The organism is Priestia sp. 53B2 (genome assembly GCF_056099005.1).
This window is the reverse complement of record NZ_JBLZXA010000025.1, coordinates 1-23,340: the sequence shown is the minus strand read 5'-3', so window position 1 is coordinate 23,340 and position 23,340 is coordinate 1. Positions and strand designations below refer to the sequence as shown.

The 23,340-nt window shown below is 33.1% G+C and carries 25 protein-coding genes, 6 tRNA genes, 2 rRNA genes and 1 pseudogene; 10 read left to right on the top strand and 24 right to left on the bottom strand.

What is annotated here, in order from left to right; all coding sequences use genetic code 11:
* The first annotated feature begins 69 nt into the window (after positions 1-69).
* On the top strand, positions 70-1,416 hold the full coding sequence (gene brnQ / locus ACN6NE_RS20395) for a branched-chain amino acid transport system II carrier protein (protein WP_474326922.1): 1,347 nt from the start codon (positions 70-72) through the stop codon (positions 1,414-1,416).
* A gap of 657 nt (positions 1,417-2,073) precedes the next feature.
* Entirely contained in the window at positions 2,074-3,366 is a 1,293-nt protein-coding gene (locus ACN6NE_RS20390; protein WP_474326920.1) for a Glu/Leu/Phe/Val family dehydrogenase, read from the top strand.
* Positions 3,367-4,008: 642 nt separating this feature from the next.
* On the opposite strand, the gene ACN6NE_RS20385 is transcribed toward ACN6NE_RS20390, so the two are convergent.
* From ACN6NE_RS20385 to ACN6NE_RS20360, 6 genes are all read right to left on the bottom strand, one after another.
* Positions 4,009-4,359: a DoxX family protein gene (locus ACN6NE_RS20385; RefSeq protein ID WP_474326918.1), complete on the bottom strand. Its 351-nt coding sequence runs from the start codon at positions 4,357-4,359 to the stop codon at positions 4,009-4,011.
* A gap of 254 nt (positions 4,360-4,613) precedes the next feature.
* Positions 4,614-4,964, bottom strand: coding sequence for a cyclase family protein (locus ACN6NE_RS20380; protein ID WP_474326916.1), 351 nt, complete (start codon positions 4,962-4,964; stop codon positions 4,614-4,616).
* Positions 4,885-5,283, bottom strand: a complete 399-nt coding sequence (locus ACN6NE_RS20375; RefSeq protein ID WP_474326914.1) for a cyclase family protein — start codon at positions 5,281-5,283, stop codon at positions 4,885-4,887. The genes ACN6NE_RS20380 and ACN6NE_RS20375 overlap by 80 nt, the downstream gene beginning before the upstream one ends.
* Positions 5,284-6,000: 717 nt before the next feature.
* Positions 6,001-6,219, bottom strand: a complete 219-nt coding sequence (locus ACN6NE_RS20370; RefSeq protein WP_474326912.1) for a DUF2087 domain-containing protein — start codon at positions 6,217-6,219, stop codon at positions 6,001-6,003.
* A 117-nt stretch (positions 6,220-6,336) separates the two neighbouring features.
* Positions 6,337-7,122 carry a tyrosine-protein phosphatase gene (locus ACN6NE_RS20365; RefSeq protein WP_474326910.1) on the bottom strand — a complete coding sequence of 262 codons (786 nt, stop codon included), beginning with the start codon at positions 7,120-7,122 and terminating at the stop codon, positions 6,337-6,339.
* Positions 7,123-7,168: 46 nt separating this feature from the next.
* Positions 7,169-7,993: an alpha/beta fold hydrolase gene (locus tag ACN6NE_RS20360; RefSeq protein ID WP_474326908.1), complete on the bottom strand. Its 825-nt coding sequence runs from the start codon at positions 7,991-7,993 to the stop codon at positions 7,169-7,171.
* 193 nt (positions 7,994-8,186) lie between these two features.
* Between ACN6NE_RS20360 and ACN6NE_RS20355 the strand changes: the two genes are divergently transcribed.
* The gene (locus ACN6NE_RS20355; RefSeq protein WP_474326906.1) at positions 8,187-8,777 is read left to right on the top strand and encodes a TetR/AcrR family transcriptional regulator; all 591 of its coding nucleotides are present in this window, start codon (positions 8,187-8,189) and stop codon (positions 8,775-8,777) included.
* Positions 8,778-9,385: 608 nt separating this feature from the next.
* Here the strand turns inward: ACN6NE_RS20355 and ACN6NE_RS20350 are convergent.
* The 5 genes and pseudogenes from ACN6NE_RS20350 to ACN6NE_RS20330 form a co-directional block, all read right to left on the bottom strand.
* Complete coding sequence (locus tag ACN6NE_RS20350) at positions 9,386-9,583, bottom strand: IDEAL domain-containing protein (protein ID WP_474326904.1); 198 nt, start codon at positions 9,581-9,583, stop codon at positions 9,386-9,388.
* Between the two features lie 1,475 nt (positions 9,584-11,058).
* On the bottom strand, positions 11,059-11,208 hold the full coding sequence (locus tag ACN6NE_RS20345; RefSeq protein WP_474326902.1) for a hypothetical protein: 150 nt from the start codon (positions 11,206-11,208) through the stop codon (positions 11,059-11,061).
* 513 nt (positions 11,209-11,721) lie between these two features.
* Positions 11,722-11,910 (bottom strand): hypothetical protein, encoded by a 189-nt coding sequence (locus tag ACN6NE_RS20340; RefSeq protein WP_053488355.1) that lies wholly within the window; start codon positions 11,908-11,910, stop codon positions 11,722-11,724.
* A gap of 32 nt (positions 11,911-11,942) precedes the next feature.
* Positions 11,943-12,138, bottom strand: a pseudogene (locus ACN6NE_RS20335) (hypothetical protein).
* 359 nt (positions 12,139-12,497) lie between these two features.
* Positions 12,498-13,352 carry a malate synthase gene (locus ACN6NE_RS20330; protein ID WP_474326900.1) on the bottom strand — a complete coding sequence of 285 codons (855 nt, stop codon included), beginning with the start codon at positions 13,350-13,352 and terminating at the stop codon, positions 12,498-12,500.
* A gap of 638 nt (positions 13,353-13,990) precedes the next feature.
* Between ACN6NE_RS20330 and ACN6NE_RS20325 the strand changes: the two genes are divergently transcribed.
* Entirely contained in the window at positions 13,991-14,194 is a 204-nt protein-coding gene (locus ACN6NE_RS20325) for a cold-shock protein (protein WP_474326898.1), read from the top strand.
* Positions 14,195-14,464: 270 nt separating this feature from the next.
* On the opposite strand, the gene ACN6NE_RS20320 is transcribed toward ACN6NE_RS20325, so the two are convergent.
* Positions 14,465-14,665: a cold-shock protein gene (locus tag ACN6NE_RS20320; RefSeq protein ID WP_013056497.1), complete on the bottom strand. Its 201-nt coding sequence runs from the start codon at positions 14,663-14,665 to the stop codon at positions 14,465-14,467.
* Between the two features lie 244 nt (positions 14,666-14,909).
* Here ACN6NE_RS20320 and ACN6NE_RS20315 point away from each other — a divergent pair, with 244 nt between their 5' ends.
* A complete protein-coding gene (locus ACN6NE_RS20315) occupies positions 14,910-15,050 on the top strand; it encodes an FbpB family small basic protein (RefSeq protein ID WP_474326895.1) in 141 nt (46 codons plus the stop codon).
* A gap of 137 nt (positions 15,051-15,187) precedes the next feature.
* Positions 15,188-15,361: a hypothetical protein gene (locus ACN6NE_RS20310; RefSeq protein ID WP_474326893.1), complete on the top strand. Its 174-nt coding sequence runs from the start codon at positions 15,188-15,190 to the stop codon at positions 15,359-15,361.
* A 660-nt stretch (positions 15,362-16,021) separates the two neighbouring features.
* Here the strand turns inward: ACN6NE_RS20310 and ACN6NE_RS20305 are convergent.
* The gene (locus ACN6NE_RS20305; RefSeq protein ID WP_474326891.1) at positions 16,022-16,171 is read right to left on the bottom strand and encodes a hypothetical protein; all 150 of its coding nucleotides are present in this window, start codon (positions 16,169-16,171) and stop codon (positions 16,022-16,024) included.
* Positions 16,172-17,110: 939 nt separating this feature from the next.
* On the opposite strand from ACN6NE_RS20305, the gene ACN6NE_RS20300 reads away from it, so the two are divergent.
* From ACN6NE_RS20300 to ACN6NE_RS20285, 4 genes are all read left to right on the top strand, one after another.
* Positions 17,111-17,551, top strand: a complete 441-nt coding sequence (locus tag ACN6NE_RS20300; protein WP_474326889.1) for a Spo0E family sporulation regulatory protein-aspartic acid phosphatase — start codon at positions 17,111-17,113, stop codon at positions 17,549-17,551.
* Positions 17,552-17,905: 354 nt separating this feature from the next.
* Positions 17,906-18,403: a hypothetical protein gene (locus tag ACN6NE_RS20295; protein WP_474326887.1), complete on the top strand. Its 498-nt coding sequence runs from the start codon at positions 17,906-17,908 to the stop codon at positions 18,401-18,403.
* 386 nt (positions 18,404-18,789) lie between these two features.
* Entirely contained in the window at positions 18,790-19,770 is a 981-nt protein-coding gene (locus ACN6NE_RS20290) for an NADPH:quinone reductase (protein ID WP_474326885.1), read from the top strand.
* A gap of 145 nt (positions 19,771-19,915) precedes the next feature.
* A complete protein-coding gene (locus ACN6NE_RS20285; protein ID WP_474326884.1) occupies positions 19,916-20,362 on the top strand; it encodes an OsmC family protein in 447 nt (148 codons plus the stop codon).
* Positions 20,363-21,033: 671 nt separating this feature from the next.
* Here the strand turns inward: ACN6NE_RS20285 and ACN6NE_RS20280 are convergent.
* From ACN6NE_RS20280 to rrf (ACN6NE_RS20230), 11 genes are all read right to left on the bottom strand, one after another.
* Positions 21,034-21,240 (bottom strand): hypothetical protein, encoded by a 207-nt coding sequence (locus tag ACN6NE_RS20280; protein ID WP_474326882.1) that lies wholly within the window; start codon positions 21,238-21,240, stop codon positions 21,034-21,036.
* A gap of 47 nt (positions 21,241-21,287) precedes the next feature.
* Positions 21,288-21,638 carry a hypothetical protein gene (locus tag ACN6NE_RS20275; RefSeq protein ID WP_474326880.1) on the bottom strand — a complete coding sequence of 117 codons (351 nt, stop codon included), beginning with the start codon at positions 21,636-21,638 and terminating at the stop codon, positions 21,288-21,290.
* Between the two features lie 155 nt (positions 21,639-21,793).
* Positions 21,794-22,108 (bottom strand): hypothetical protein, encoded by a 315-nt coding sequence (locus ACN6NE_RS20270; RefSeq protein ID WP_474326878.1) that lies wholly within the window; start codon positions 22,106-22,108, stop codon positions 21,794-21,796.
* 132 nt (positions 22,109-22,240) lie between these two features.
* Positions 22,241-22,312: transfer RNA gene (locus ACN6NE_RS20265), tRNA-Glu, on the bottom strand.
* An 86-nt stretch (positions 22,313-22,398) separates the two neighbouring features.
* Positions 22,399-22,474 (bottom strand) — tRNA-Phe (locus tag ACN6NE_RS20260).
* A 10-nt stretch (positions 22,475-22,484) separates the two neighbouring features.
* A tRNA-Arg gene (locus tag ACN6NE_RS20255) sits at positions 22,485-22,561 on the bottom strand.
* Positions 22,562-22,570: 9 nt separating this feature from the next.
* Positions 22,571-22,643: transfer RNA gene (locus ACN6NE_RS20250), tRNA-Lys, on the bottom strand.
* 7 nt (positions 22,644-22,650) lie between these two features.
* A tRNA-Val gene (locus ACN6NE_RS20245) sits at positions 22,651-22,726 on the bottom strand.
* Between the two features lie 120 nt (positions 22,727-22,846).
* A 5S ribosomal RNA gene (gene rrf, locus ACN6NE_RS20240) occupies positions 22,847-22,962 on the bottom strand.
* Between the two features lie 20 nt (positions 22,963-22,982).
* Positions 22,983-23,059, bottom strand: a tRNA-Met gene (locus ACN6NE_RS20235).
* Positions 23,060-23,083: 24 nt separating this feature from the next.
* Positions 23,084-23,199 (bottom strand): 5S ribosomal RNA (gene rrf / locus ACN6NE_RS20230).
* Positions 23,200-23,340 lie beyond the last annotated feature (141 nt).

Below are 23,340 nucleotides of genomic sequence, written 5' to 3'. Positions count from 1 at the left end.
TACATTCTTGCGGTCTCTTGTTTCATTTATATAAAAATAGTGAAAGTCGTTATTTTATGGAGGTTTTATATGTCGGATAAAGTGTCATTTTCATTTACAGTAGTTATTGGTTTAATGTTATTTGCTCTATTCTTCGGGGCAGGAAATTTAATTTTCCCACCAATGCTTGGTCAATCAGCAGGAATAAATGTTTGGTCAGCTAATGCCGGATTTTTAGTAACCGGAGTTGGGTTACCGTTACTCGGTGTGTTAGCATTTGGTTTTTCAGGAAAAGATGATGTACAGTCACTAGCGAGTCGCGTCCACCCTGTGTTTGGTCTTGTGTTTACAACCGTACTTTATTTAGCGATTGGTCCTTTATTTTCCATACCAAGAGCAGGAACCGTTTCTTTTGAGATAGGTGTCAAACCTTTTTTGTCGGAAGATCTAGACCACATACCTTTATTTGTTTTCACCATCATATTTTTTAGCATCACATGCTTTTTCTCACTTAATCCCGTTAAAACTGTCAATATTATCGGAAAATTACTAACACCCATTAAGTTAATATTTATTGGAATACTTGTAGCCATGGCTTTTATTCATCCAATTGGGGGGTTCCAAGCACCTACGGAAAATTACAAAATTCATTCATTTTTCAAGGGATTTCAGGAAGGTTATTTAACAATGGATGCTCTTGCAGCTTTTGTTTTTGGAATTATTATTATTAATGCTATTAAAGAAAAAGGCGCAAAAACAAAAAAACAAATTATGACTATTTGTGCAAAAGCAACAGGAATTGCTGCCATTATACTAATAACCATTTATACGGCTCTTTCTTACATGGGTGCTTCAAGTGTAGAAAAACTTGGACACTTAGATAACGGAGGTACTGTTTTGGTAAAAGTCTCGAATTATTATTTTGGAGCTTACGGTGGAATATTATTAGGATTAATGATTACGGTAGCTTGTTTAACAACTAGTGTAGGACTTGTTGCTTCTTGTTCTTCATTCTTTCATAAACTATTTCCAAAGGTACCTTATAAAATACTTGCTATTAGTCTATGTGGTTTTAGTGCAATCGTTGCTAACATCGGGTTAACGCAGTTAATTGCTATTTCTATACCTCTATTAACAGCTATTTATCCATTAGCTATTGTATTGATATTCTTAACTTTTTTTCATCCTTTATTTAAAGGAAAAACTGAAGTTTATCAAGGGAGCTTACTTTTGACATTTATTATTAGTCTATTCGATGGATTAAATACGGGTGGTATTCACATTTCATCTATTAATAGTTTCTTTATTAGAGTTCTCCCTATGTACAAAGTAGGACTAGGGTGGATTGTTCCAGCTATTATTGGAGTATTAATAGGTTTTAGCATAGTACAAGTAAAAATCCTTCTTAATTACAGATCATCTAGACTGAATAAATAATAAGGATTGTGGTGCGAAGATTACACCCATTTGAAAGGGACATATAGTTTCTTCTATTACAATATTGCTTTTATCAAGATATGAGTTTAAGGTCCTCTGTTAAACGTAAAAAATAACCTTTGCATCAAAATCACATTTTTTATATTTCAAAATATTTATTGTAGGTTATTGTCAGCTTCTGTGGTCTCTATGATAAATTAAAGCTACATTTGTTAAGGACAAATGAAAACGATTACAATATTGCAATTCTAACTGATGATTCAGTCTGTTTAAATAGTTCAACATTATAATAATCTCTAACTTTTATCTTATTGAAAAAATGTAAGGAATTGAAATATCAATTATACAGTGGCTATCTTCTTCTACTAGCCACATTAAAAGAAAGTAATCACGCTCTAGCTATAATCATGCTTATTATATTGAACCTTGAATAAAATAGCTAAATGAATTATTTCTGGGGGGAGATAATCTAAACAACACTGATTGTAACTAATTGTTATATAAAGAAACACATAATATGATGATTTGATTTGTCACCTGTAATTTTGTAAGAAAACTATGATTGAATGATTAAAAATACCGAAAATCCCTACCTAAATAAGTAAAAAATAAAAATTATATTAGAAATTACATTTTATTAATTATCGAGTCGATATTATGATAACTACTGAAACTTTAAGAAAATTATCTAAGGAACAGAAGGAAGAAAAAGATTCGCTGAACTTATTTCTTTCTACACAAACAGTTATAAAAGAAGCTCTGGATAAGCTAGGCTATTCAAATGATTTATTTGAATTATTAAAAGAACCTATTCGAATGCTAACCGTTCGTATTCCTGTCAAAATGGACGATGGTTTCGTCAAAGTATTTACGGCCTTTCGTTCCCAGCATAACGATGCCGTAGGACCAACTAAAGGAGGAGTACGCTTCCATCCTGAAGTGAATGAAGAAGAAGTAAAAGCATTGTCTACTTGGATGACTTTAAAGTGTGGGATTGCAAACCTGCCTTATGGTGGTGGGAAAGGCGGCATTATTTGCGATCCGAGAAATATGACGTTTGGAGAGCTGGAGCGATTAAGTCGAGGTTATGTGCGTGCAATAAGCCAAATTGTTGGTCCTACGAAAGACATTCCGGCACCTGACGTATATACGAATTCTCAAATTATGGCGTGGATGATGGATGAGTACAGCCGTCTTCGCGAATATGATTCCCCTGGTTTTATCACAGGCAAACCCATTGTTTTAGGAGGATCACATGGTCGTGAAACAGCAACAGCACGAGGGGTAGCAATTTGTATTAAAGAAGCTGCAAAGAAAAAAGGTATTAACTTGCAAGATGCACGTATCGTGATTCAAGGTTTTGGAAATGCAGGAAGCTTTCTGGCCAAATTCATGCATGATGCAGGAGCCAAAGTAATTGGTATTTCAGATGCGCATGGTGCTCTTTATGATCCTGCAGGGCTTGATATTAATTATTTGCTTGATCGACGTGATAGCTTTGGTACAGTTACAAATTTATTTACGGATGTCCTTACAAACCAAGAATTACTAGAAAAAGAGTGTGACATCCTTGTACCAGCAGCCGTTTCAAACCAAATTACGGCACAAAACGCTCATAATATAAAAGCTCCGATTGTAGTAGAAGCAGCAAATGGGCCAACAACTCTCGAAGCGACAAAAATTTTGGATGAAAGAGAAATCCTCCTTGTACCAGATATATTAGCAAGTGCAGGCGGTGTCACTGTTTCTTACTTTGAATGGGTTCAAAATAATCAAGGATATTATTGGTCAGAGAAAGAAGTGGCTGAAAAACTTCGTAAAGTCATGGTTAATTCTTTTGAAAATATTTATCAGACATCTCAAGATTATCAAGTTAATATGCGTTTAGCTGCCTATATGGTAGGAATAACAAAATCAGCCGAAGCTTCACGTTTCCGAGGCTGGGTATAAAATATAAGAATTTTCTATAATTCTATAAAGAAAGAATTATTAATAACATTTAAAGTGAGGAATTTGTAATGTGGGTTATTACTATAATCAATGCCTATTCAAAGAGCAATAATATTGTTATGTTTGAATTTAATACGGAAAAGGAAGCAAGAGAAACTTTTAAAAAAATACAAGAACATAAAATTCTTTCCGAGGTTATTTGCTGCTACAACCCTTAATTTACTTTAGCTACTACTTTATAGTACCGATTTTAATGCAAACATTAGTAATTAGAAACATAGAAAGTCAGTTTCTTTAAATGACTAACTTATAGAGTTATTCCAAGTAGTATATGAATGAAATTTACCTATTCGGGATAGACTTGTCCTGTAAAGTAAGGCGTCCTTTTTTATAGAAGAAACTTTTCAGAAGAGACCTTCACTCTCATTGAGCGAAGGCCTCTTTTTGACGAGTTTCTTCTATAAAGTCTTTTATTTTTATTTTCTGTTTTTTCTAAGTGAGGAGAGTCCTATAAGGGCTGCTCCAAATGTAATTATAATTGCAACGGCAAGGATTCCCAAGGACACAACTTTGTTAGGAATATACCTAGCAAAAGTCGATAAAAGTGTCCCTAAAATTACTAACCAGACTAAAGCTATTAGCTTAGAAAAACACCTTGAAATTCCACATAATCACCATCATAGATAATATCAAGCAAATTGTTGCAGGAATAATCATCTCAATAGGTTGATGAGCCCGAAAAATATGGGCATGTATGGCACCTATCATGAGAATTACAAACAATACGCCAGATACAAAAACCAAGTATGGATTCCAAATACCGCCAATCATTCCTATTGCTCCAATAAGTTCCACAATTCCAATTACAGACATTAACCATAATGGATATTGATAGTGCTGCCAATGTTCAACCTGAAATGGTATACGAAAAAGTTTTATGAAACCTCCCACTAAAATAAAAACGGCTAAAATCACTTGTATAATAATCATCATCTAAACTTACTCCTTTTAAAAATCCTTTTGGGTAACATCTTCATGGATAATAAGTTGGGTATATATCCCGCATGGTGTTCTATCATTAATTTAATAAAAAGCCATGAAGTGGAGATTATATATGTTGTATACAAAGTTAGTTACCATAACAGGAATTATTAAAAACAAAAACAAGGCGCACAGATTAAGGATTTTATGGATCTTCCCTGTGAATATAACAATAATATAAATGCCACTATGTCGAATAACTATAGTTAGTTTGAGACTTCTACAAAGGCTCTAACTGGAAAAGTTCCAAAGTCTTTGATTGTTGGAGCAACAGCATAAAATAAAAAGTTTTCAGTTGAAATTTCTTTTAAGTTGCATAAATGTTCAATGATTAGAATTTCTCGCCCCAATAAAGTTGTATGTACAGGACGATCTTTACCTGACGTATCATCTATATTTACAGAATCAATCCCAACTAAAGAAGCTCTTTTATCCACTAAATATTGTGCTGCTTTCTCAATTAAATACGGATGATTTTCAAAGTATTGATTCGTATTCCAATATTGGTCCCAACCTGTGTTGAATAAGAACAGCTTTTCCTTCCATAGCAAGGTCATAAAAGACATCCTCATCAATCTCTTTTTTGTTTTCATCAATATGAACAATGATTCCTTCTAGACCAGCCATCTTATCAATTGATGTTTCCGATAGATCTTTTCCATTAACATACCTATGAAAAGGAACATCAATATAAGTTCCTTTATTAGACACCATTTCTATTTTTCCAATTTGAAATTCTATACCTTCTTCGTAATGTTTTCGAGATTCTTCCCGACTTAAATCATCACAAATGATTGGGGCAGGAAGCCCTTTAAAAGTTATAATGCCATCTTGAATGGTATTATGACTCAAATCAATATATTTTTGACTCTTCATACTAAATCCCCCCTCTGTTCACATTAATAAAAACAACTTGTATATGGGGATTTCATTATTTTTTCTTTTTCTAAAGGTGTATACTTCCTACAATCCTAATTAACATATTGTCAATCAAATAAAGTTTCAAGTACAAATAATATGTCCTCTACTTTAACAACCAAGCATATATAACTGCCCCAAAAGAGGACAAATATTCTATTGGGATGATAAAACGTGCGAGAATGAGACCTGCTGGCATTAACATAATAAAATACTTCAAGCTGAACTTACGTTGCCAGCCTAAAAATAATAAAGGAACAACGAGACCTAAATTTAAAATAGAACCTACTACCACTCCATTTAAATTAGGAGATGATGAATTGATTTGAAAAAAGGAATGATATAACAAGTAATTTGAAATTAACACAAAAAGCAATCCGAAAAAACATAATGTGGACGTTGCATTTTTCTTAAGAATCAAACGATTCACCCCATTTTTAAGTTTTTTAATAGTATTTCATCTATATAATTAGTTCACATGTTACTTATTATTAAATAATTATTTTATCTAGAAAGCTCCTCAATAAAGGATTTTCTCATTGATTTAAAAGGAACATGAGAACCGTTGATTAACATGCTATCTTACTTTATTTCAAGTTAAACAGGTTTTAGCATAGTGATTTTTGGTTATTTGTTACGTATCTATAGTTACCTTTGTATGGATACATTTTTTATTTAGGGGTCTACTACCCAATATCTTGTGCCTTCTTTATTTCTATTCAATAGCTTGTAATCTATTAAGTATCTTCTTATCATTACAAAGTCATCAAATATACCTTTTAATACACCATTAACTTCCTTTTGAGTATTATATTTACATTTTTTTAATTTTTTTAGATATATACTAAGGTAATCATTCTTTTTTTCTCTTTTTTTGGTATCTGTTTTAGGCATCCCTCTCAAAATATACATTTAATATTTTCTTTATTTCTTCTTCACTAATCCGGTAATTACTCATATCCATCATAACGCCTCCGTACGTTCTATATTCATAAGATAAAGTTGATTCCATTATTCAATCAATAATTGCTTAAGCTTCTCTAAATTGATTTGGGGAACTTTACAAGCCAGATGAAAGTAATTTTCAATGTCACCGTATTGCTCTATAATCTTATTATAAACATCTTCTAAGTAATCACGTCTAACTTCTAAGATTGGTTTTATACGCTCTGAAGACATTTGGAACAAACTCATCCATCGAATAAACGTTTCTACCTTTTTCATACGTTTCGCAATTAATTGATTAGATAAAAGGTATTCATTTATCACTGTTTCATATGGCACCCCCACAAGTAATTGGATAAGGGCTGATATAAACCCAGTACGATCCTTCCCTCCGGTACAGTGAATGAGAGCAGGTAAATTTTTTTGATTTGAAAGAAACGTGATAACTTCATTGATTTCCTTATAACAACCAAATGCCATATGGTCATACATTTCTTTCATTATTTTTTCAAAATCAATGGTATTGGATTTACTAACTAGAAACTTAAAGAATTCAAGATGTGTAAACTCTCTGCTCTTATCATGAATTGATACGTTTAGTAGTTGAATTTCCTTTCCAGTTTGGATACGACTGACTTTTGATTGTTGTTCCTGAAGCGTCCTTAAATCACAAATTGACTTTATATTTATTTGATAAAAATTTTCTACATCTTTTTGAGACAATCGAGACAGTTCATCTGAACGGAATAGGATACCGGTCTTCACGTGGCAACCATCTTTGGTTTTAAAGCCTCCAATGTCACGGAAATTATATAAATTTTCAAATTGGTATATGTTTTCTGTAATTTTCATTCTCATTTCTCCATTATTATTTAGTCAGATTACCTTTTATCTTGTTTTACTTGAAAGCTTTTATAAAAGGTTCAATTACGGCTAATACTTCTTCTTTATTTTCTAAATGCAGAGTATGACCTGCATTCTTTATCTTTTTATGTTGTAAATTAAGGGAAATCTCTAATGCTTTTTGCACATCTTTATCCCTTACTACCCCCCCTAATTCAGGATTGCCTTGTAAGAGCAACACGGGACATCGAATTCTACGAAGTAACTTATCTACTTGATAGCCAGCGTATGTTTCCTCAAACCGATCTATCATAGCTGTTAATACATCTGGATCCATGTATGTTAAGTTTGTTATCATTTCATCAACCAAGTGAGTCCTTGTATGTGAGAGTTTAGAAGTATTTTTAATTAATGCTTTAGGATTTGTCAATGCTATTTGATTGGAGTGTAATATATCTCTCCATTTCATTAACTCCATGGACCCTTCTTTCAAAACTGTCATAGACAAGGGGGAATCACCAATAATTACCCCTGTAACAAGTGTAGGGTGGCTAACTGCCATCATAAGACTAATCATTCCACCAAGTGAATGACCAAATATAAGTGTCGGTTTGTTAACATGTTTTTTAAGAAAAAGAAAGATATCTTCCACATAATCTTTTAATCTGTAATTTTTATCTCCTCTACCAGATTTACCATGTCCTCTTAAATCTACTGCATATACATGGGTTAGCTTTTCTAAATTAGGCAGAATAGTACTAAAAGTTTGCCACCTAGCAGTCCCGCCATGAAGTAGCAAAAGAGATATTTCAGACGAATTAGGATTTGTTTCAATATAATTTAAACGAATCTTTCCTGAATCAAAAACTTTTTCTAACATTTTTTCACCCTCTTATAAAGAATTATTTTTAATTATATGACCAAAACAGTATATATAGTCATATAAAATCCAAAAAAATATTATGATTATTTAAGAATGTTTACTTTTATTTACATAACGGTTAAGATAAGTATAAACAGTATATGACTAAATGTCCATAAAAAGTCACAAAAATCCCAAAAGGAGTTTTTCTATGCCTAAATTTACAGAACAAGAAAAAGAACATATTCACCAATCCCTTATGGAAAAAGGGAGAGAACTATTCATCCAATATGGGCTAGCTAAAACAAGTATTGATGATATTATACAAGCATGTGGAATTGCAAAAGGTTCTTTCTATAAATTTTTTCAATCTAAGGAAGAGCTCTATTTTGAAATCTTAAAAAACGAAGAAGAAGTAAGAGAAACTGTACTCAATGAACTCTTTCGTGAAAACCTTCCCCCTAACGAGTTACTAACTTCCTTTTTTCATACATCTTTTAAATTTGTTGAAGACAATCCCTTTCTTCAGCGTGTTTTTCAAAACGATGAACACGAAAGACTCACAAGAAAGCTTCCACAACAGATGATGAAATTTAACAAATGGCAAACTCAAAGAGGTATCGATGCAATCCAAATTTTGATGGAGCGTGGTGTCTTACCTCAAGAGAATCCAGAAGTAATTGTGGGAGTCATCCAGGCCATCATGATGCTACGATTACACAAAGAGGAAATTGGCACCGACCTTTTTCCAAAAGTAATGGATAAACTAATTGATTATGTAGCTATAGGCTTGACTAAATAAGAATTTCAATCATATAGAAAGGAAACTCGTCAAAAAGGAACTCATTTGAATTTACTTCAGACTCAGAGGGAAATTTTTCTGTTTCTTTTTTAGACTGTCTAGAGTATTTGTTCTTAATTATGTTGGGTAAGCGAGGGGCATCACTGCCTCTAACTCCCCTAAGAACCTTAGGTGAGCATTTCAACTCGTACGGCTCAAGCCTCCCATTGCAAAACCATTTGATGTTGTATCTTCATCACCACCATATTGGTAAGTAAAACATACGCCGACGCTCCAAATGGAGGTATACATAACAGTACGTTTCTTTCGTCAGAAGATAGCCACAACCTTATGTTCCTACGAGAGACCAACGAGAAGTCAGCTCCCTTTCGGGCCTATCATGAGTTTTTCCGTAAGGACGATAGTATCTATCCAGGTGTTAAATAATTAGTAATTGATTTTTGACACGAAAATTCCGGACGTTCTTGTACTGGAACCAATAGGTTCTCTCATTACGATTTTAATTCAATATAAAAAGATATATATAAATGTAAAATAAAAAGAAGCCTTAGTCTTTATATAACGAGGCTTCTTTTTGATGAATTTCTTCTATAGTATAGTGTTTTTTATTAAGATACAGATTTAAGTTCCTCTGTTAAACGTAAAAAAGCTTCTTTATCTTTACTCTTTAAGGAGTGATCAATTTTCTCGAGGATCTTACTTCTTTTGAAGTTGTTCATCATTTGATTCAGAAATAATTCAGCCAATATTTCATCACGTAAATTTGGATCAACTCGATCCATTCCTTTAATAATGTTATTTTCCATTAAAAATCAACCCCTTTATCTTTTCTCTTTTTCAAACATTATTACCCTTTTTAACATCTTTTATACGAGATTGATAGATAAAGTGGGACATCGAATAATATTTAACCTCCGTATTTACAATCCCTTGCTATTCTAATTTTCATTTCATACCTATAAACCCAGAAGGGAAAATGCAACTATTTTATTTATTGACGTAAATCTGAAAATTAACTTCTCAGAATGTAGGTTTTAACAGTTAATTATAATGGAAGTAAATTACAATCACTATTTTTTATTATATACTAATCTATCTTTTACTCCTATTTCGAGAAATTTTTTTATTCACGATAAATTAAAAGAAAATTTATAGTTATTTAACTTTAAGATATTTTTAATAAGATAATTATAATCAAAAATACAAAATAAACTTCTTTTATACAGAGAAGTAAATAGATAAACTAACTCATAAAAATAAAAGTTTTATCATTTACACTTAGTGACGACAAATATATTGTTTTTCTACAAGATACGTAAATAATAAAACTATTTTTAAACAAAGTGTTTTATCATTTACTTTTATAAATAAAATGAAAATAAATATTATCTATATTTAAAAGTAAAAATCGTTAATAATTTATTTAATAAATTATGTTTAAATTACCTAATATTTATTATTTTTATTTCGATGTTCGTTTTGATATGGTTCGTTTTTTAATGTATACAAGTATAATTTATTTTTAAATCTTTTACTCAACAATTCCTTTGTTATTAAATTTTCTGAGTATTCTGGTCAGGTTAACCGAAAAAGGTTAAGTTATCCATATCCATCTTATATACTAAAATTGAATCAATACACAACAAGAAGTAGGAAGAAATCCTATAATAAGCATAAAAAAAGTTGCTTGTACTCATTATGGAATAAGAATGGACGTTTTTAAACCTGAGGAAACAATTAGCCCTAACCATATGCATTCCAGAGGATACCTCACTTGTCCTTATTGTGGCCATATCGAAATCGCTCATGAATGCCAAAAAGGAAAATCAAGGTTTATGGTTGCTGCTAATAGAGATCATACTCATGATTGCCTCTCTAAAGAGTCATAAAAAATCAATCGCTCTAAAAGGATGGATCTTTTAGAGCGATTGATTTTACTTACACAAAAGTCTTTTCAAAATGGTATATTCAATAGATGAAACTCGTCAAAAAAGTAGCCTTTGCTCAACGGGAGCAAAGGCTTGTTAAAGTTCAGGTGATCGGGGAATACCTTATTAGTTTAAACTAAATTAAAAATCCATATACATGTTTTTTCATATTATATAGGTAAGGATTTTACAATGAATGACTCATTATCCAGCTTAGATCGACTTCACTGCGCTACAGAGCAAATTTCTGTATGAATATTCCCGTCAAAACAAGAATTCTTCTTCTTTTTATTTAACCTTATTAAGTGACAAGGTTGTAGAAGCTATGATATGTTAGCATCTCTACATATTATCTAATCAAGTTTTCTATTTTCATGAGTCATCGTCTTAGAGTTAGAGGTAGGTTCTTTGCCAAGTCCAGGCTTCCAATTTCCTAACTTATTTTTCAAATAATCCCTTAAAAAGTCACGTTTCTTTTTTCGTCTTTTATCTCTATTTTTCATAAAAACTCACCACCTTCAGGCTACTTAACAGATTCAATTTATCCTTATTATAAGTATGGTGAAAAAACCAATCTTTATGCTAAATCTATAAGTAATAAGTAGTTCATCTTACTACTAAAAGGTATACTTTTTCGGACAGATTAACTCATTAATGTCTATATTTTTTGTATTTTTTTGATATGTTTTGTAGAAGGCGCTTTCATTCTCTCGTATATTGTTCATTATATTTTTTGTTGGCTCTATCTTTTTATTATGAACCTACTAAATTTCCTAGAGACTGAAAGATTTCAATGGGGTGAGAAGAAGCTATGTCAATGGTAGTCAGTTCAGTAGGTCAAATAAAAGACTTACAAAAATACATTAAAAAAAGCACCTTTTTTTCGTAAGTGCCTGCCACTAATGACACCTCATGGAATCAAGAGGCTCTAAATCCTATAGTACTGCTTATTTCTTAAATCAGTCTATCTATTAAAATAAAAAGCGCCTCAATTAATAGATGCCTAGTTTTTATTATTATTTTTCTTCTGTAACCATAAATTGTACCACATTATTTAAATTGATGTGCACTAGCTCTTTTTCATTCGAAATGAATCTTTCATATTTTGTTATATGACTAATGACTTCTTTCTTTGATGTGGCTTCGAATTTTAATTCCTTTGTCCTGCCATTTATAAATTCGAAAATAACTTTAAATTTAAGCATAGGTGTATCTCCTCATTATCTACTTATTCTTCTTATTTCATTAATTCTTCTTCAAAGGAAAAAGTACTTGGATATTTAGTAACCGTATAAGAGTATCTTTTCATGTTTTCTACATTATCTTTTCATGTTTTCTACATAATGACTTTTTAAGATTGTTACTAATTCATTCGATACTCTTATAGTTACTGTTTTTCCATTACTAAATATTTTCACGCCTATATCCCTCATCTTCTCTTCTATTAAAAATAATAAGATTATCGTATTATTCTTATAATAGAGCTGAGAAAAGCTTACATCAATCCGTATATATTTTCCTCATTCTGGTATATGTGCTCAAAAAGTAAGTAACCTTTCCCCGATAATTATTCCAATAAAGGTTACTAATAGTAAAGTATATAGTCCTAAAATAGTAAAGGATTATTTTCTATAGATTTTTTTATGACCTACTGTCTCTTTTCTACCTCTCCTCTGTTCTGCTCTTGCCTTTTTATTAGCGAACAGAACAGAGCCAAGGAATGTTCGCCATTAATAATCGGTGGGAAAAATGTGTCAGTCCCTAGTCATTCTTATTATCTTTGGGCTAACATTTACATACGCATTAATGCGCCATTAGGCTTTGGTAACTCCTCAGCTGTTATCAGATTCATTTTACAAAAATGTTCAAAAAATTGTTGTGCCAGCTCTCTTTCCTTTGGGTCATTTTTCAACTCAACTATATCAAGCAAAATTTGAGCCATCCATAAATTATCAAAATAACGGTATTTACCTGTATTCCACGTCATTTTTTGGGATGACCTTTCATTTACATAATATTCCCAGAAAAGCATCTGATCCGATTCCTGTTCTGTAAGTTGGAGTCTGTATTTTGAATGAGCAGGAATATATCCATCTTCACAAAGCTTACCGATAAAATCTTCATTCACCATATAGACGCCTAAGACACGTCTGTCTTTTTCAGGCATATTGGAATCTATTGCTGTTAACAAGACAGCACTATTTTGGTGCAAACGAGTGGGTTTGGTTGGCTTCCCCTTGTTATTACCACTTTTTATTACGCCTGAAAAAACCTTCCACTCTAAAAAAGAACTAATCTGTTCTTCTGTGTCACACCAAAAAACCATTTGTGATTCGGAATGAAGTTTATGATTTTTCATAAGTTTTTCAAGTCCCCAACGAAGTTCTTGGTTTTTTCGCTGTAGTTTTTTTTCCTCTTCCTTCTTCCGTTCTTCCTCCTTGTGTTCCATTTCCTTTTTTTCTATAATTTTTTCGAGTGAATTAGCAACACTTTTATCGTGCAGTTTTAGATACTTTCCAAATACATCGGGGAAAACAAACTTTTTATTTTCCGATGCGAAATGTATTTCAATACTAGAATCATTATATTTAACTATACTACCTATCCCAAAAAGCTTGTGTGTAACTTTCTTATTGATTAGATTCATTATTCTAGGCCTCCTTGTAGAATAAAAACACGGTTACTATTAGATAGTAAATTAATAATTTTATTCAACTAACTTACCTTTAAAGCTCACACAACTGTTTGAGTTTTTTTTCAGTTTAAAAAAGGGTATTGAAAAAATGTATCCATAATTCTATCTGAAAAAACACAGCTGAATTCGGAATACGATTGAAAAACAATTGTAAAACTATTATAACATTTTTTGAAAATATTACAAATTTTCCATTGACAATATATTTTAATTTGAGGTAAAATTAAGTTTTGTTATTTATGATAACTCGAAATAAAAGTCTCCAAAAAGGCGCGAAACTTCTGGAAAGTCCCTATAAATAACCACTTGATTACCGGTGATAAGCGAAATGATTCCACGATTAAACTAATTTCTAAACTACCCTTCATTACGTTGGAGGCTTAGTTTAAGGGTGTACTACTACAGTAAGTGTTACAAGTAAAAAGCAAAAGAAGAAGATATGAACATTATTAGCAAGTGTTTAGAAATTCTCATATCAAAAATTCCGTGCATTATTCAATGGAAACAGAGTGGTAAAAAACACCAATTCGTATAAATGATTATTACTCCTTTATAAGCTATAATATAATATGAGGAGTAGTGATGTTAGTATGTATTATTACGGCAAAAGAAATCAAGAACCTTTAGCTCAAGAACAAACAGAGGTTTGGGAATGTACAGTAGAAGATTGTAAGGGCTGGATGAGAAAAGATTTCTCTTACGACAATCACCAAAAATGCCCTTTGTGTGGAAATCACATGAGAACTGGAGAACGGCTTATTAATAAAATTCCCCTTAATCCCCATCGAAGATAATTTGTACCAATGCTATCGCATAAATTAAAAATTACTACTATATTATTTAATTTAATTGAAAATATAGTTAATTTATTTGCATTTGCTTTCTATTTCTATTGTATGTTATAACTAGTTATACCTTGTATCGATCGTCTTGTCTAAAACCCAGGCTTTTTTTAAAGCCTGGGTTTTCTATTGAACTAATAGTAGATACATCATGTTTTTTCTAATTATAAGACCATAAAAAAAGACTCCTTCATAAGGAGTCCTTTTTTTTATCACTTTTGATTATGCTTTGTGAACGTTAGCAGCTTGTGCTCCACGTTGACCTTGCTCGATATCAAAAGTAACTTTTTGACCTTCTTCTAATGATTTGAAACCTTCACCTTGAATAGCACTGAAATGAACGAATACATCGTCTCCGCCTTCGATTTCAATGAAACCGAAACCTTTGTCTGCATTAAACCATTTTACTGTACCTTGTGTCATAATTGTTGCCTCCTGCTGTGGAATACTCCACAAATGTATTACCTCTCTTGCCCAATCATACTATTTCAAGATAAAAACTTCTGTTTAAGGTTTTTTCTTCTCTCAATCTTATACCGAACAAAAACAAGTTAAATGTAGTGTAACACATAGGGATGTTGATAGCAAATAATTGCTTTATTCCATTTAACCGTTATAATCATACTTGTCTACGGACTAAACTAAACAGTGAGAAAGAAGTGCCATTATGAGAAAGTTAAAACCCTCTTTTCAAAACCTAGTCAATGAAAACACACATAAAATACTAGAAGATAAAAAGGTCATGGAAAAGATTGAAGAAAAAATTGAAGCTCGCCAGGAGCAGGCTATAAAGATGAAAACGAAATAAAAGTAAAATAAAAACATCCTATGTAAACGGATGTTTTTTGTCTTGTACTGCTATTGCATTTCTAGGCAAATGGCTTTTTACAGGATATTCCATCTGCTATGTCGAATCTAGAAAGTCACGAGAAAGGAGCTGTTAATATGAACTCAAAAGAACAAAAGAGGTTGGCAACTACTAGAGAACAAATGGGGAATACTAAAGAACAAACTGATTTATCTTCTGAGTTAGAACAAGACTTAGAGAATTTAGGATTACAACGACGAATGAAGCAATTAGAGCTAGAAAGCAAGTTCCTAAAAGACCAGAACGATTAACTTCTTTAATTCACAGCACCCATTCAGGGGTGCTTTTTCAACATTTTAATACTTTTACCTCAGAACCCCCCCTATCTATGATCAATACTTTCTCCCAGAGCAAACAAATAACAAAGATGGTTTACTCTCTTTTTATCTAATTCAGTTCTATCTATGTATATTTTATGGTGAGATTCCATTAATCGCTATTTACTTTAAATCAACATGTTTCATTTCCAAAATAAATCTTTGATGGTCCAGATTACTTGATCTACAAAGGTTAATTCACGCTTATATCTCTTCCATTCCTTCTCATAGTTAACCTCAATATGACATCCAAAGAAAAGAACTAATCGTCTAGTTGAAATATCTTTATAATGGCTTCTTTATGCTTCTTCATAAATTATAGTATTAAGACACAACAAAATTTGACAAAATAAAAAACTTAACCTTATTCTATACTTAAAGATAAACTCAAGGAGTTGAGTTATAACATAAATGGATAACATGCAGCGCTTTATAGAGTTAGTTTTACAGTTTGAACAATCCTTAAATAGAAAGCTAACTAATCAAGAAAAGGAATTCTTAATGTGGGTTGTAAAAAAGGAAAAACAGATAGAAGCGTAATTCTGAATTAATTACTCCTATCTGTTTTAGTAATGAAGGGTAGAGCCCTTCTTTTCAATTCTTCTGCGAGAATAAGAATGTTTGATCATTTAATTTCTCCTGTACCTGTACAAATCCTCCCATAACAAGTAGCTCTAATTGTGTTGTATTATCTTCTATCCCAAAAGCTTTACATAATTCATATCGAATTTTCACACGTCCCAATTCGTCTAATTCCTTTACAATACCTGTTCTTTTTATTTTATCTGAATTAAAACCTTTGTTCCACTCGGCAATTGATCGACTTGATAAGATATCAAAGAACCTGCGCTCCGATTATCAGCAGGCTTAGCATACTCAATTTCTGCAACTGTTCCTCCCTCACCACAGAATGTCATTGAAAATTCACTTCTATCATACCCTTACTTAATAGGAAGCCCCTTTAAAGATTGGCTTCTATTCCCTTCTGCCCCATCAGGATTAATTGTACAAATAGCTAACTTACCTTTATTAATGGTATATTCAATACGTGCTGCGGTTTTAGAGTATTTATCAGTCGGAAAATAGATCACTTTATCTATTATAGGATGTGGTACTTTCTTGTGATGAAGAGAATAAATCCTTTAAGTCAATGTTTTCTACGTCAGTCACATAAGCTAAAATCAACAAAATAAAAATAATCCAGTATATGATTTTTTTCAATCTTCTCAACTCCTTCAATAAAAACAGTAGTATGAGAAACGCTCAGAATTGCAATGAATAGACAATGACCCGCGGAATAAAGGATATTTTCTTCTGGTAGCTTCTCAGTAACAACACTTCAACACTTCAACACTTATGCACCAGAATCCCTTTAACTATGTATAGTTAATTTATGATTAAGGTTTTCCAATATAGATATTCCCAAAAAGTAAACCTTTTGGACTGTGAAAAAATGACTCAAAAAACAGCTATCCCATTCGAAAAAGTATACTTTTTCGAATGGGATAGCTCATTAATGTCTATAATTTTTGTATTTTCTTGTAATTTTTTGATATCTTTTGTAGAAACCGTTTTCATTCTATCTTATATTGCTCATAATATTTTTTATTGGCTCTATCTTTTTATTATAGACCTACTAAATTTCCTAGAAACTGAAAAATTCTGATGAGGTGAGAAAAAGCTATGTCAATGGTAATCAATTCAGTAGGTCAAATAAAGGACTTACGAAAGTGCATTGCAAAAAAAAGGAAAGAATTAATTGATCTAGGTAATAATTATGGACTTTTAGACAAAAAAACAATTAAGTGTAGTCAAGATTTGGACAAGCTTATAAATTTGCATATGAAATCTTATTCTAGTTCAACTAACATTTTTTTAGATTACGGAGGAGATCTACCTAGAATGAGACACTTGTATGGTAATCGTAAAGTTAGCGATTTCAAATATGAGGTAAGAGCTGTTGAGCTTGCAAGAAGTAATATTCGTTTTTGTTCTGCCCAATTGATTGCTCATTCAAATCTAGCAACATTTGGAGTATGTACTGCTTTAGTTCTAGTTGGTAATGGAACTAAAGCAGGTTTTGTTACCCTTCAAAATTTACGAAAGTTAACAACACATTCGTGAAAATCTATCTTTTCTAACGCTTTAAACTAAATGTATAAACACTTAAAAAACATCGGATTAGAAAAAACTGATGTTTTTTTTAGCACTTTAAAATCAGAAACTGATACTAATTTAACTTTTCCTAATGAATCTTATTCCTGGATTTCATATGTACCATTGTTATATAACCACAAAACAGTATAATTTTCCTTTGAATATGACGTTACAACCAACCTTCATTAATTATCCTTCCAAGCGCAAGTTTTTCTAAATAATTCTTTAAGGATACTGATTCATCAGTGTCCTTTTTTATTCTGAGAAAACAGGAAATCTTTTAAGACTCGTCGTATTCATATAGATAAAGAGGTGGTTGAATTGAAACAATTAATTATCAATGATGTTGAATTTAACGTTGAAAATTTCGAAGAAAAAACAATTACACATTCCACTACAGGTGAGCAGCTAAAAAAGATTGGTTTTGCATTTTCGATTATAGGAAAAAAAGATTATAACTTATATGACTTATTTTTCGAGAGCCCCGATTTTGAACTTACTATTGTTGATACAAATGAGAAACTTAAAATGAAAAATATTTCACACAGTACTTTTTATCAAGCAGCAGAGATATCAGATGACACAAAAATCGTATTTAGAATTAAGTTACAACAAGAACCAGCCAAAGAAAAAGAACTTACAAAAGATCAGAAGTTGATGGTTAATGCCGTAAATGAGGTTGTTTTATCTAGAGTAAGATTTAAAGCGTTAGAAGAAATACTAGAAGAAAAAGGATTAATCAAAGGTGATGAATTATTTGATAAGATTGAAAAAGTAGCTAAAAGAGATTTTGACACGTTAAAGAAAGAATTACTTTAGGGTAAAGAAGAAATAAATACGTAAAAGCACTCCTATTTCATCAAGGTACTTATTTATTTTTCCATAAAGATCCTTTTCGTATATTATTTCCGAGAAAATCCATTATGGTAACCAAAGATGTATACCATAGATAGCTTAAAAACAGAAAAAACAACTGGGTCCAATCAGTTGTTTTTTCTGTTTCATGAATGATAATCAATGTTTAGCTGACGTTGCAGAGCGTCTTGATAAGAATGGTCGATGATTTCGTAAAAACTTTCCTCTTTTTTATATTTTTATAAGAAACGAAAGAAGCACCTTCCAATTGAAAGCTAATAATTCAAACCTTGATATTACTGTAAACTCTAACCTTTCGATATATAATAATTAACAAGGAGGTTGGGAACATGAAATCAATTCAAGTTACACAATTCGGTGGGCCTGAGAAATTAGTATTTACAGACGTTAAGGATGTAGTAGCAGAAAATGGGGAGGTATGTGTTCGTTTGTATGCGGCGGGCGTCAATCCCAGTGATACTTACACATTATCAGGTACATATGCGTTTAGTATACCTCAGTTGCCTTATACTCCAGGATTAGACGGTGCAGGGATTGTAGAGGCGATTGGAGAAGAAGTTACAAATGTTCGTGTGGGTGATCGTGTATTTATTGCGTCCTTAATGGGAAGTAAAAGTACAGGCACCTTTGCCCAAAAAGTAGTATGTGATGCAACGTTGGTTCATTCATTACCATCCCATGTATCTTTTGAACAAGGTGCGGCATTAGGAGTACCTGCATTAACCGCCTATCGCGCGCTATTTCAACGTGCCTGCCTGAAGCCTGGTCAAACCGTGTTTATTCATGGAGCCAGTGGTGGGGTTGGATTACAGGTTGTGCAAATGGCGAAATCTCACGGTGCTAAAGTGATTGGAACAGCAAGCAAGCCGGAGGGTAAAAAAATGGTTCGGCAGGCCGGTGCAGATTATGTCATTGATCATGTAACAGAAGCAACGGTTGAAGATGTTCTTGCCTTAATGGATGGCGATGGACCTGATGTAATTATTGAGTTTTTAGCAAATAAGAACTTAGAAACAGATTTGAAGCTGATTGCACCCTTCGGTAAAATTGTAATTGTTGGAAACCGTGGTTCAATAGATATAAACCCACGTCTTGCCATGCAAAAAGAATGTGATATTTTAGCAACAGCTCTGTGGAATGCACCAAAGGACGAGTATGAACAAAGTATTCATGGTGTAATTGGCATGCTAACAAGTGGTGCACTTCGTCCAATTATCGGTACAACTTTGCCACTTGAGCAAGTATCACAAGGCTTTGAACAGCTAGAAAAAGGCATAGGAAATGGTAAACTTGTTTTGATAATTGACTAGTTAATCTACATAATTTTAAGGCATTAACCTAAATTAAAGGCTGCATTAGTCAATTAAGCAAATACTAGAAGGACCTTACAGGGGCCTTTTCCTTGCCAATAGGATTATAATGGAAACATATAAAAATATCAAAGGGGAAGTCAAAATGACAAGTTCTTATTTTATTGTAAATGGATCATGGCAAGGAAACCGCGAGGGTAATGGGCTTATTCGTTTACCAGGAGGATCGAACCTTGAAGTATCGGTCCCGAAGGAACTTGATGGACCTGGCATCGGCACTAATCCCGAGGAACTGCTAATTTCCTCAGCGAACAATTGTTACATGATTACACTTGCAGCTATGCTTAGTAACAGAAAAATAGAAGTGGAAAACCTTGAGCTTTCATCCGAGGGCGTTGTTGAAAAGGTGGACAGAAAGCTGCAGTTTAAACAAATAATCCACAAGCCGGTAATTTCGATTATAACCGGTTCAGGTGTTACTGTGGAAAAATTAGAAGAAGTCGCTGTCCAGGCAGAAAAGGCATGCTTCATCAGTAATACCTTAAGAAATAGTATTAAAATCTCGGTACAGCCGAAAGTAATAGTATTATAATAGTTTCGTATAATGTTATAGAAACATGATGTAAGGAACTGCCAAAAGACAATTACTCAGATACATTTTTTCTCAATTTATTGGTGGGGAATTTGCGTTTTTTTGTTGGTTTGGATAAAAGACAGTTCAAATCCCTGTTCCACGATAGGGCGTTTTAATTGAATAAAACAAATAAAAAGTCGATTCCCTTAATATAAAGGAAATCGGCTTTTGTAGCTGGGGTATTTCCTTAGCGTACAAAATTCGCTTTTTGCGGGCGCTCCCCCTAATAAAAAAGAAAGCTACCCCATTATTACTTTTCCAAAGAGTGGGATAGACTGCATAAAGAATAGATGTCTAGAAAGATTACTGCTATAGCACTTATGAAGGAAGTAGGAATGAAAAAGACGACATTTTATAATAAGGTAAAAGCTTACGAGGCAAGGAAGTAATCTCCTTTTGTATCTCTATGGCGTTGGACATGCTAGCAAAATAGGTGATGCTTGCTATTTGTAGTTATTCCAATACAAGCAATAGGTTACTTGTCTTTTTTCTAAACTGAATATCTCGACACTGAGCCCATTCATAGAAAAACTGCTAAACGTCGCTTAAGAAAGTAGTAATTCACTTAAGTTCACACATATAGCTCTGGTAAAAACACTTTAATCCAAAAAAGCATCCTCAAAGGATGCTTAGAAGTTAGCCTGTAAAGCTTCCATTTTCTTCTTAAGTTTTTGGCTTTCTTCCTCTAATTCAATAATTCTATCTTGAAGTTCTTTATTATCCCAGTTGTTTTCTAGCCCTTCAGATAATTCCATTCGCTTTTTATGGATTTCAATTCGTTGTTTAGCCATCTCTTCTACTTCTTTATTTAATTGGAATTGTTCGTATGGATTCATATGTATTCCTCCTTTATTTTCACTTTCAATATAAACAGGCAATCCTTTTAAAATAAAGTCCAGTGAGTGTTTCCCACAAACATAGTGACGGCCCCGAACGCACTAGCAATAAAGCTAAAATTCCATACAGTTCGCATCCAAACTACCAAAAATCCATATGTCTTTCTAAAGGTTACTTCACGCATAAAGATGAGATAAAGGACTGTAAACCCATATACACCAAAGGCTACCCATTGAAAAGTTTCTTGAATTTGAGGGGCTACTAAGGCAACTGCTACTAAAGCTACGGTGAAAATGAGGTTCACAAACATAAAAAAGCTTACAAAACGCATCCACTTAAACCCTTTCTCATACAGTTTACCTGCATCTTGGTCTTCTTGTTTTAATTCTTCCATCATTCATTGCCCCTAGTATTTAGTTTTTTTCTATTATAGCACGAGATGTTAGTTTCATTTTTAGATTGCTAGTATTAGTATTTTGAAGTTTTTGCATTAGAATTTCATATCGTATTTAATTAAAAGCAGTTTACAAATGTAAGCTGCCTTTTTGCTGACTACTTAGACTGAAGAATTGCTTCTTTAACATACACTTTGTAGTCAATAATTGCATCATCCATTATGGGCAGTTCGCTTTCTGAATTGATATACCCAGCCAATGGTTTGGTACTTGCCTCAAAGTAAGGAAGTTCTTCATCAAGGGAAAACTTAATACTTTTTTCATCTAGTGATAACATATCAACTATGGTGTCAGTACTCATTTCTTCTAAATATAGTTCCTTTGCTGAAATGATATTTATAGTGCCCACCCATGTTAAGTCAACTACTTTAAAGCCTTTATCTAACAGTTCTTTCACTAAATCTTTGGGCATCTAAAATCCTCGCTATCCCTTACTAATTTTCGACATAAGAAGAGGAATTCCTTTAGAATAACATCCAGGGAGTATTACACATGAATATACGTAAATAAAAGAGCAGTTTGCAAATGCAAACTGCTCTTTGGATGACCCGTACGGGATTCGAACCCGTGTTACCGCCGTGAAAGGGCGGTGTCTTAACCGCTTGACCAACGGGCCAGTATGACTTCACAGCTATGCTTTAAACCTAAAAACAATAAGTTAGGTTAACAATCGATAACTTCCTACTGAACTACTGTAAAATATGGTGGCTCGGGACGGAATCGAACCGCCGACACAAGGATTTTCAGTCCTTTGCTCTACCAACTGAGCTACCGAGCCTTTATATAAATGGCGCGCCCGAGAGGAGTCGAACCCCTAACCTTTTGATCCGTAGTCAAACGCTCTATCCAATTGAGCTACGGGCGCTTATTAAAATGAGCCATGAAGGACTCGAACCTTCGACCCTCTGATTAAAAGTCAGATGCTCTACCAACTGAGCTAATGGCTCGAAAAAATGGTGGAGGATGACGGGATCGAACCGCCGACCCCCTGCTTGTAAGGCAGGTGCTCTCCCAGCTGAGCTAATCCTCCAAAAAAATCTATATAAGCGCTATAAACAGCGTTATTTTCGTTACTTATAATAGAATGTTCCAAATAAAAAACCCCTATGCTCTTTGAAAAGAGGCTAATAAGGGTCTTTATTATTGAATTGCCTGGCAACGTCCTACTCTCACAGGGACAAAGTCCCAACTACCATTGGCGCTAAAGAGCTTAACTTCCGTGTTCGGTATGGGAACGGGTGTGACCTCTTCGCTATCGCCACCAGACCTGCATCTCAATAATTAGTTGGTTGCGGGGACAGGATTTGAACCTGCGACCTTCGGGTTATGAGCCCGACGAGCTACCGAACTGCTCCACCCCGCGATGATAAAAAAGCAAAATAAAAATGCCTAGCGATGTCCTACTCTCACAGGGACAAAGTCCCAACTACCATCGGCGCTAAAGAGCTTAACTTCCGTGTTCGGTATGGAAACGGGTGTGACCTCTTCGCCATTATCACTAGACATTTTATATGAGATTGTTCTCTCAAAACTAGGTAACAGTTTGCTGAGTAAAGCTTACGCTTTTAAAGTTTGGTTAAGTCCTCGATCGATTAGTATCAGTCAGCTACACATGTCGCCACGCTTCCACCTCTGACCTATCAA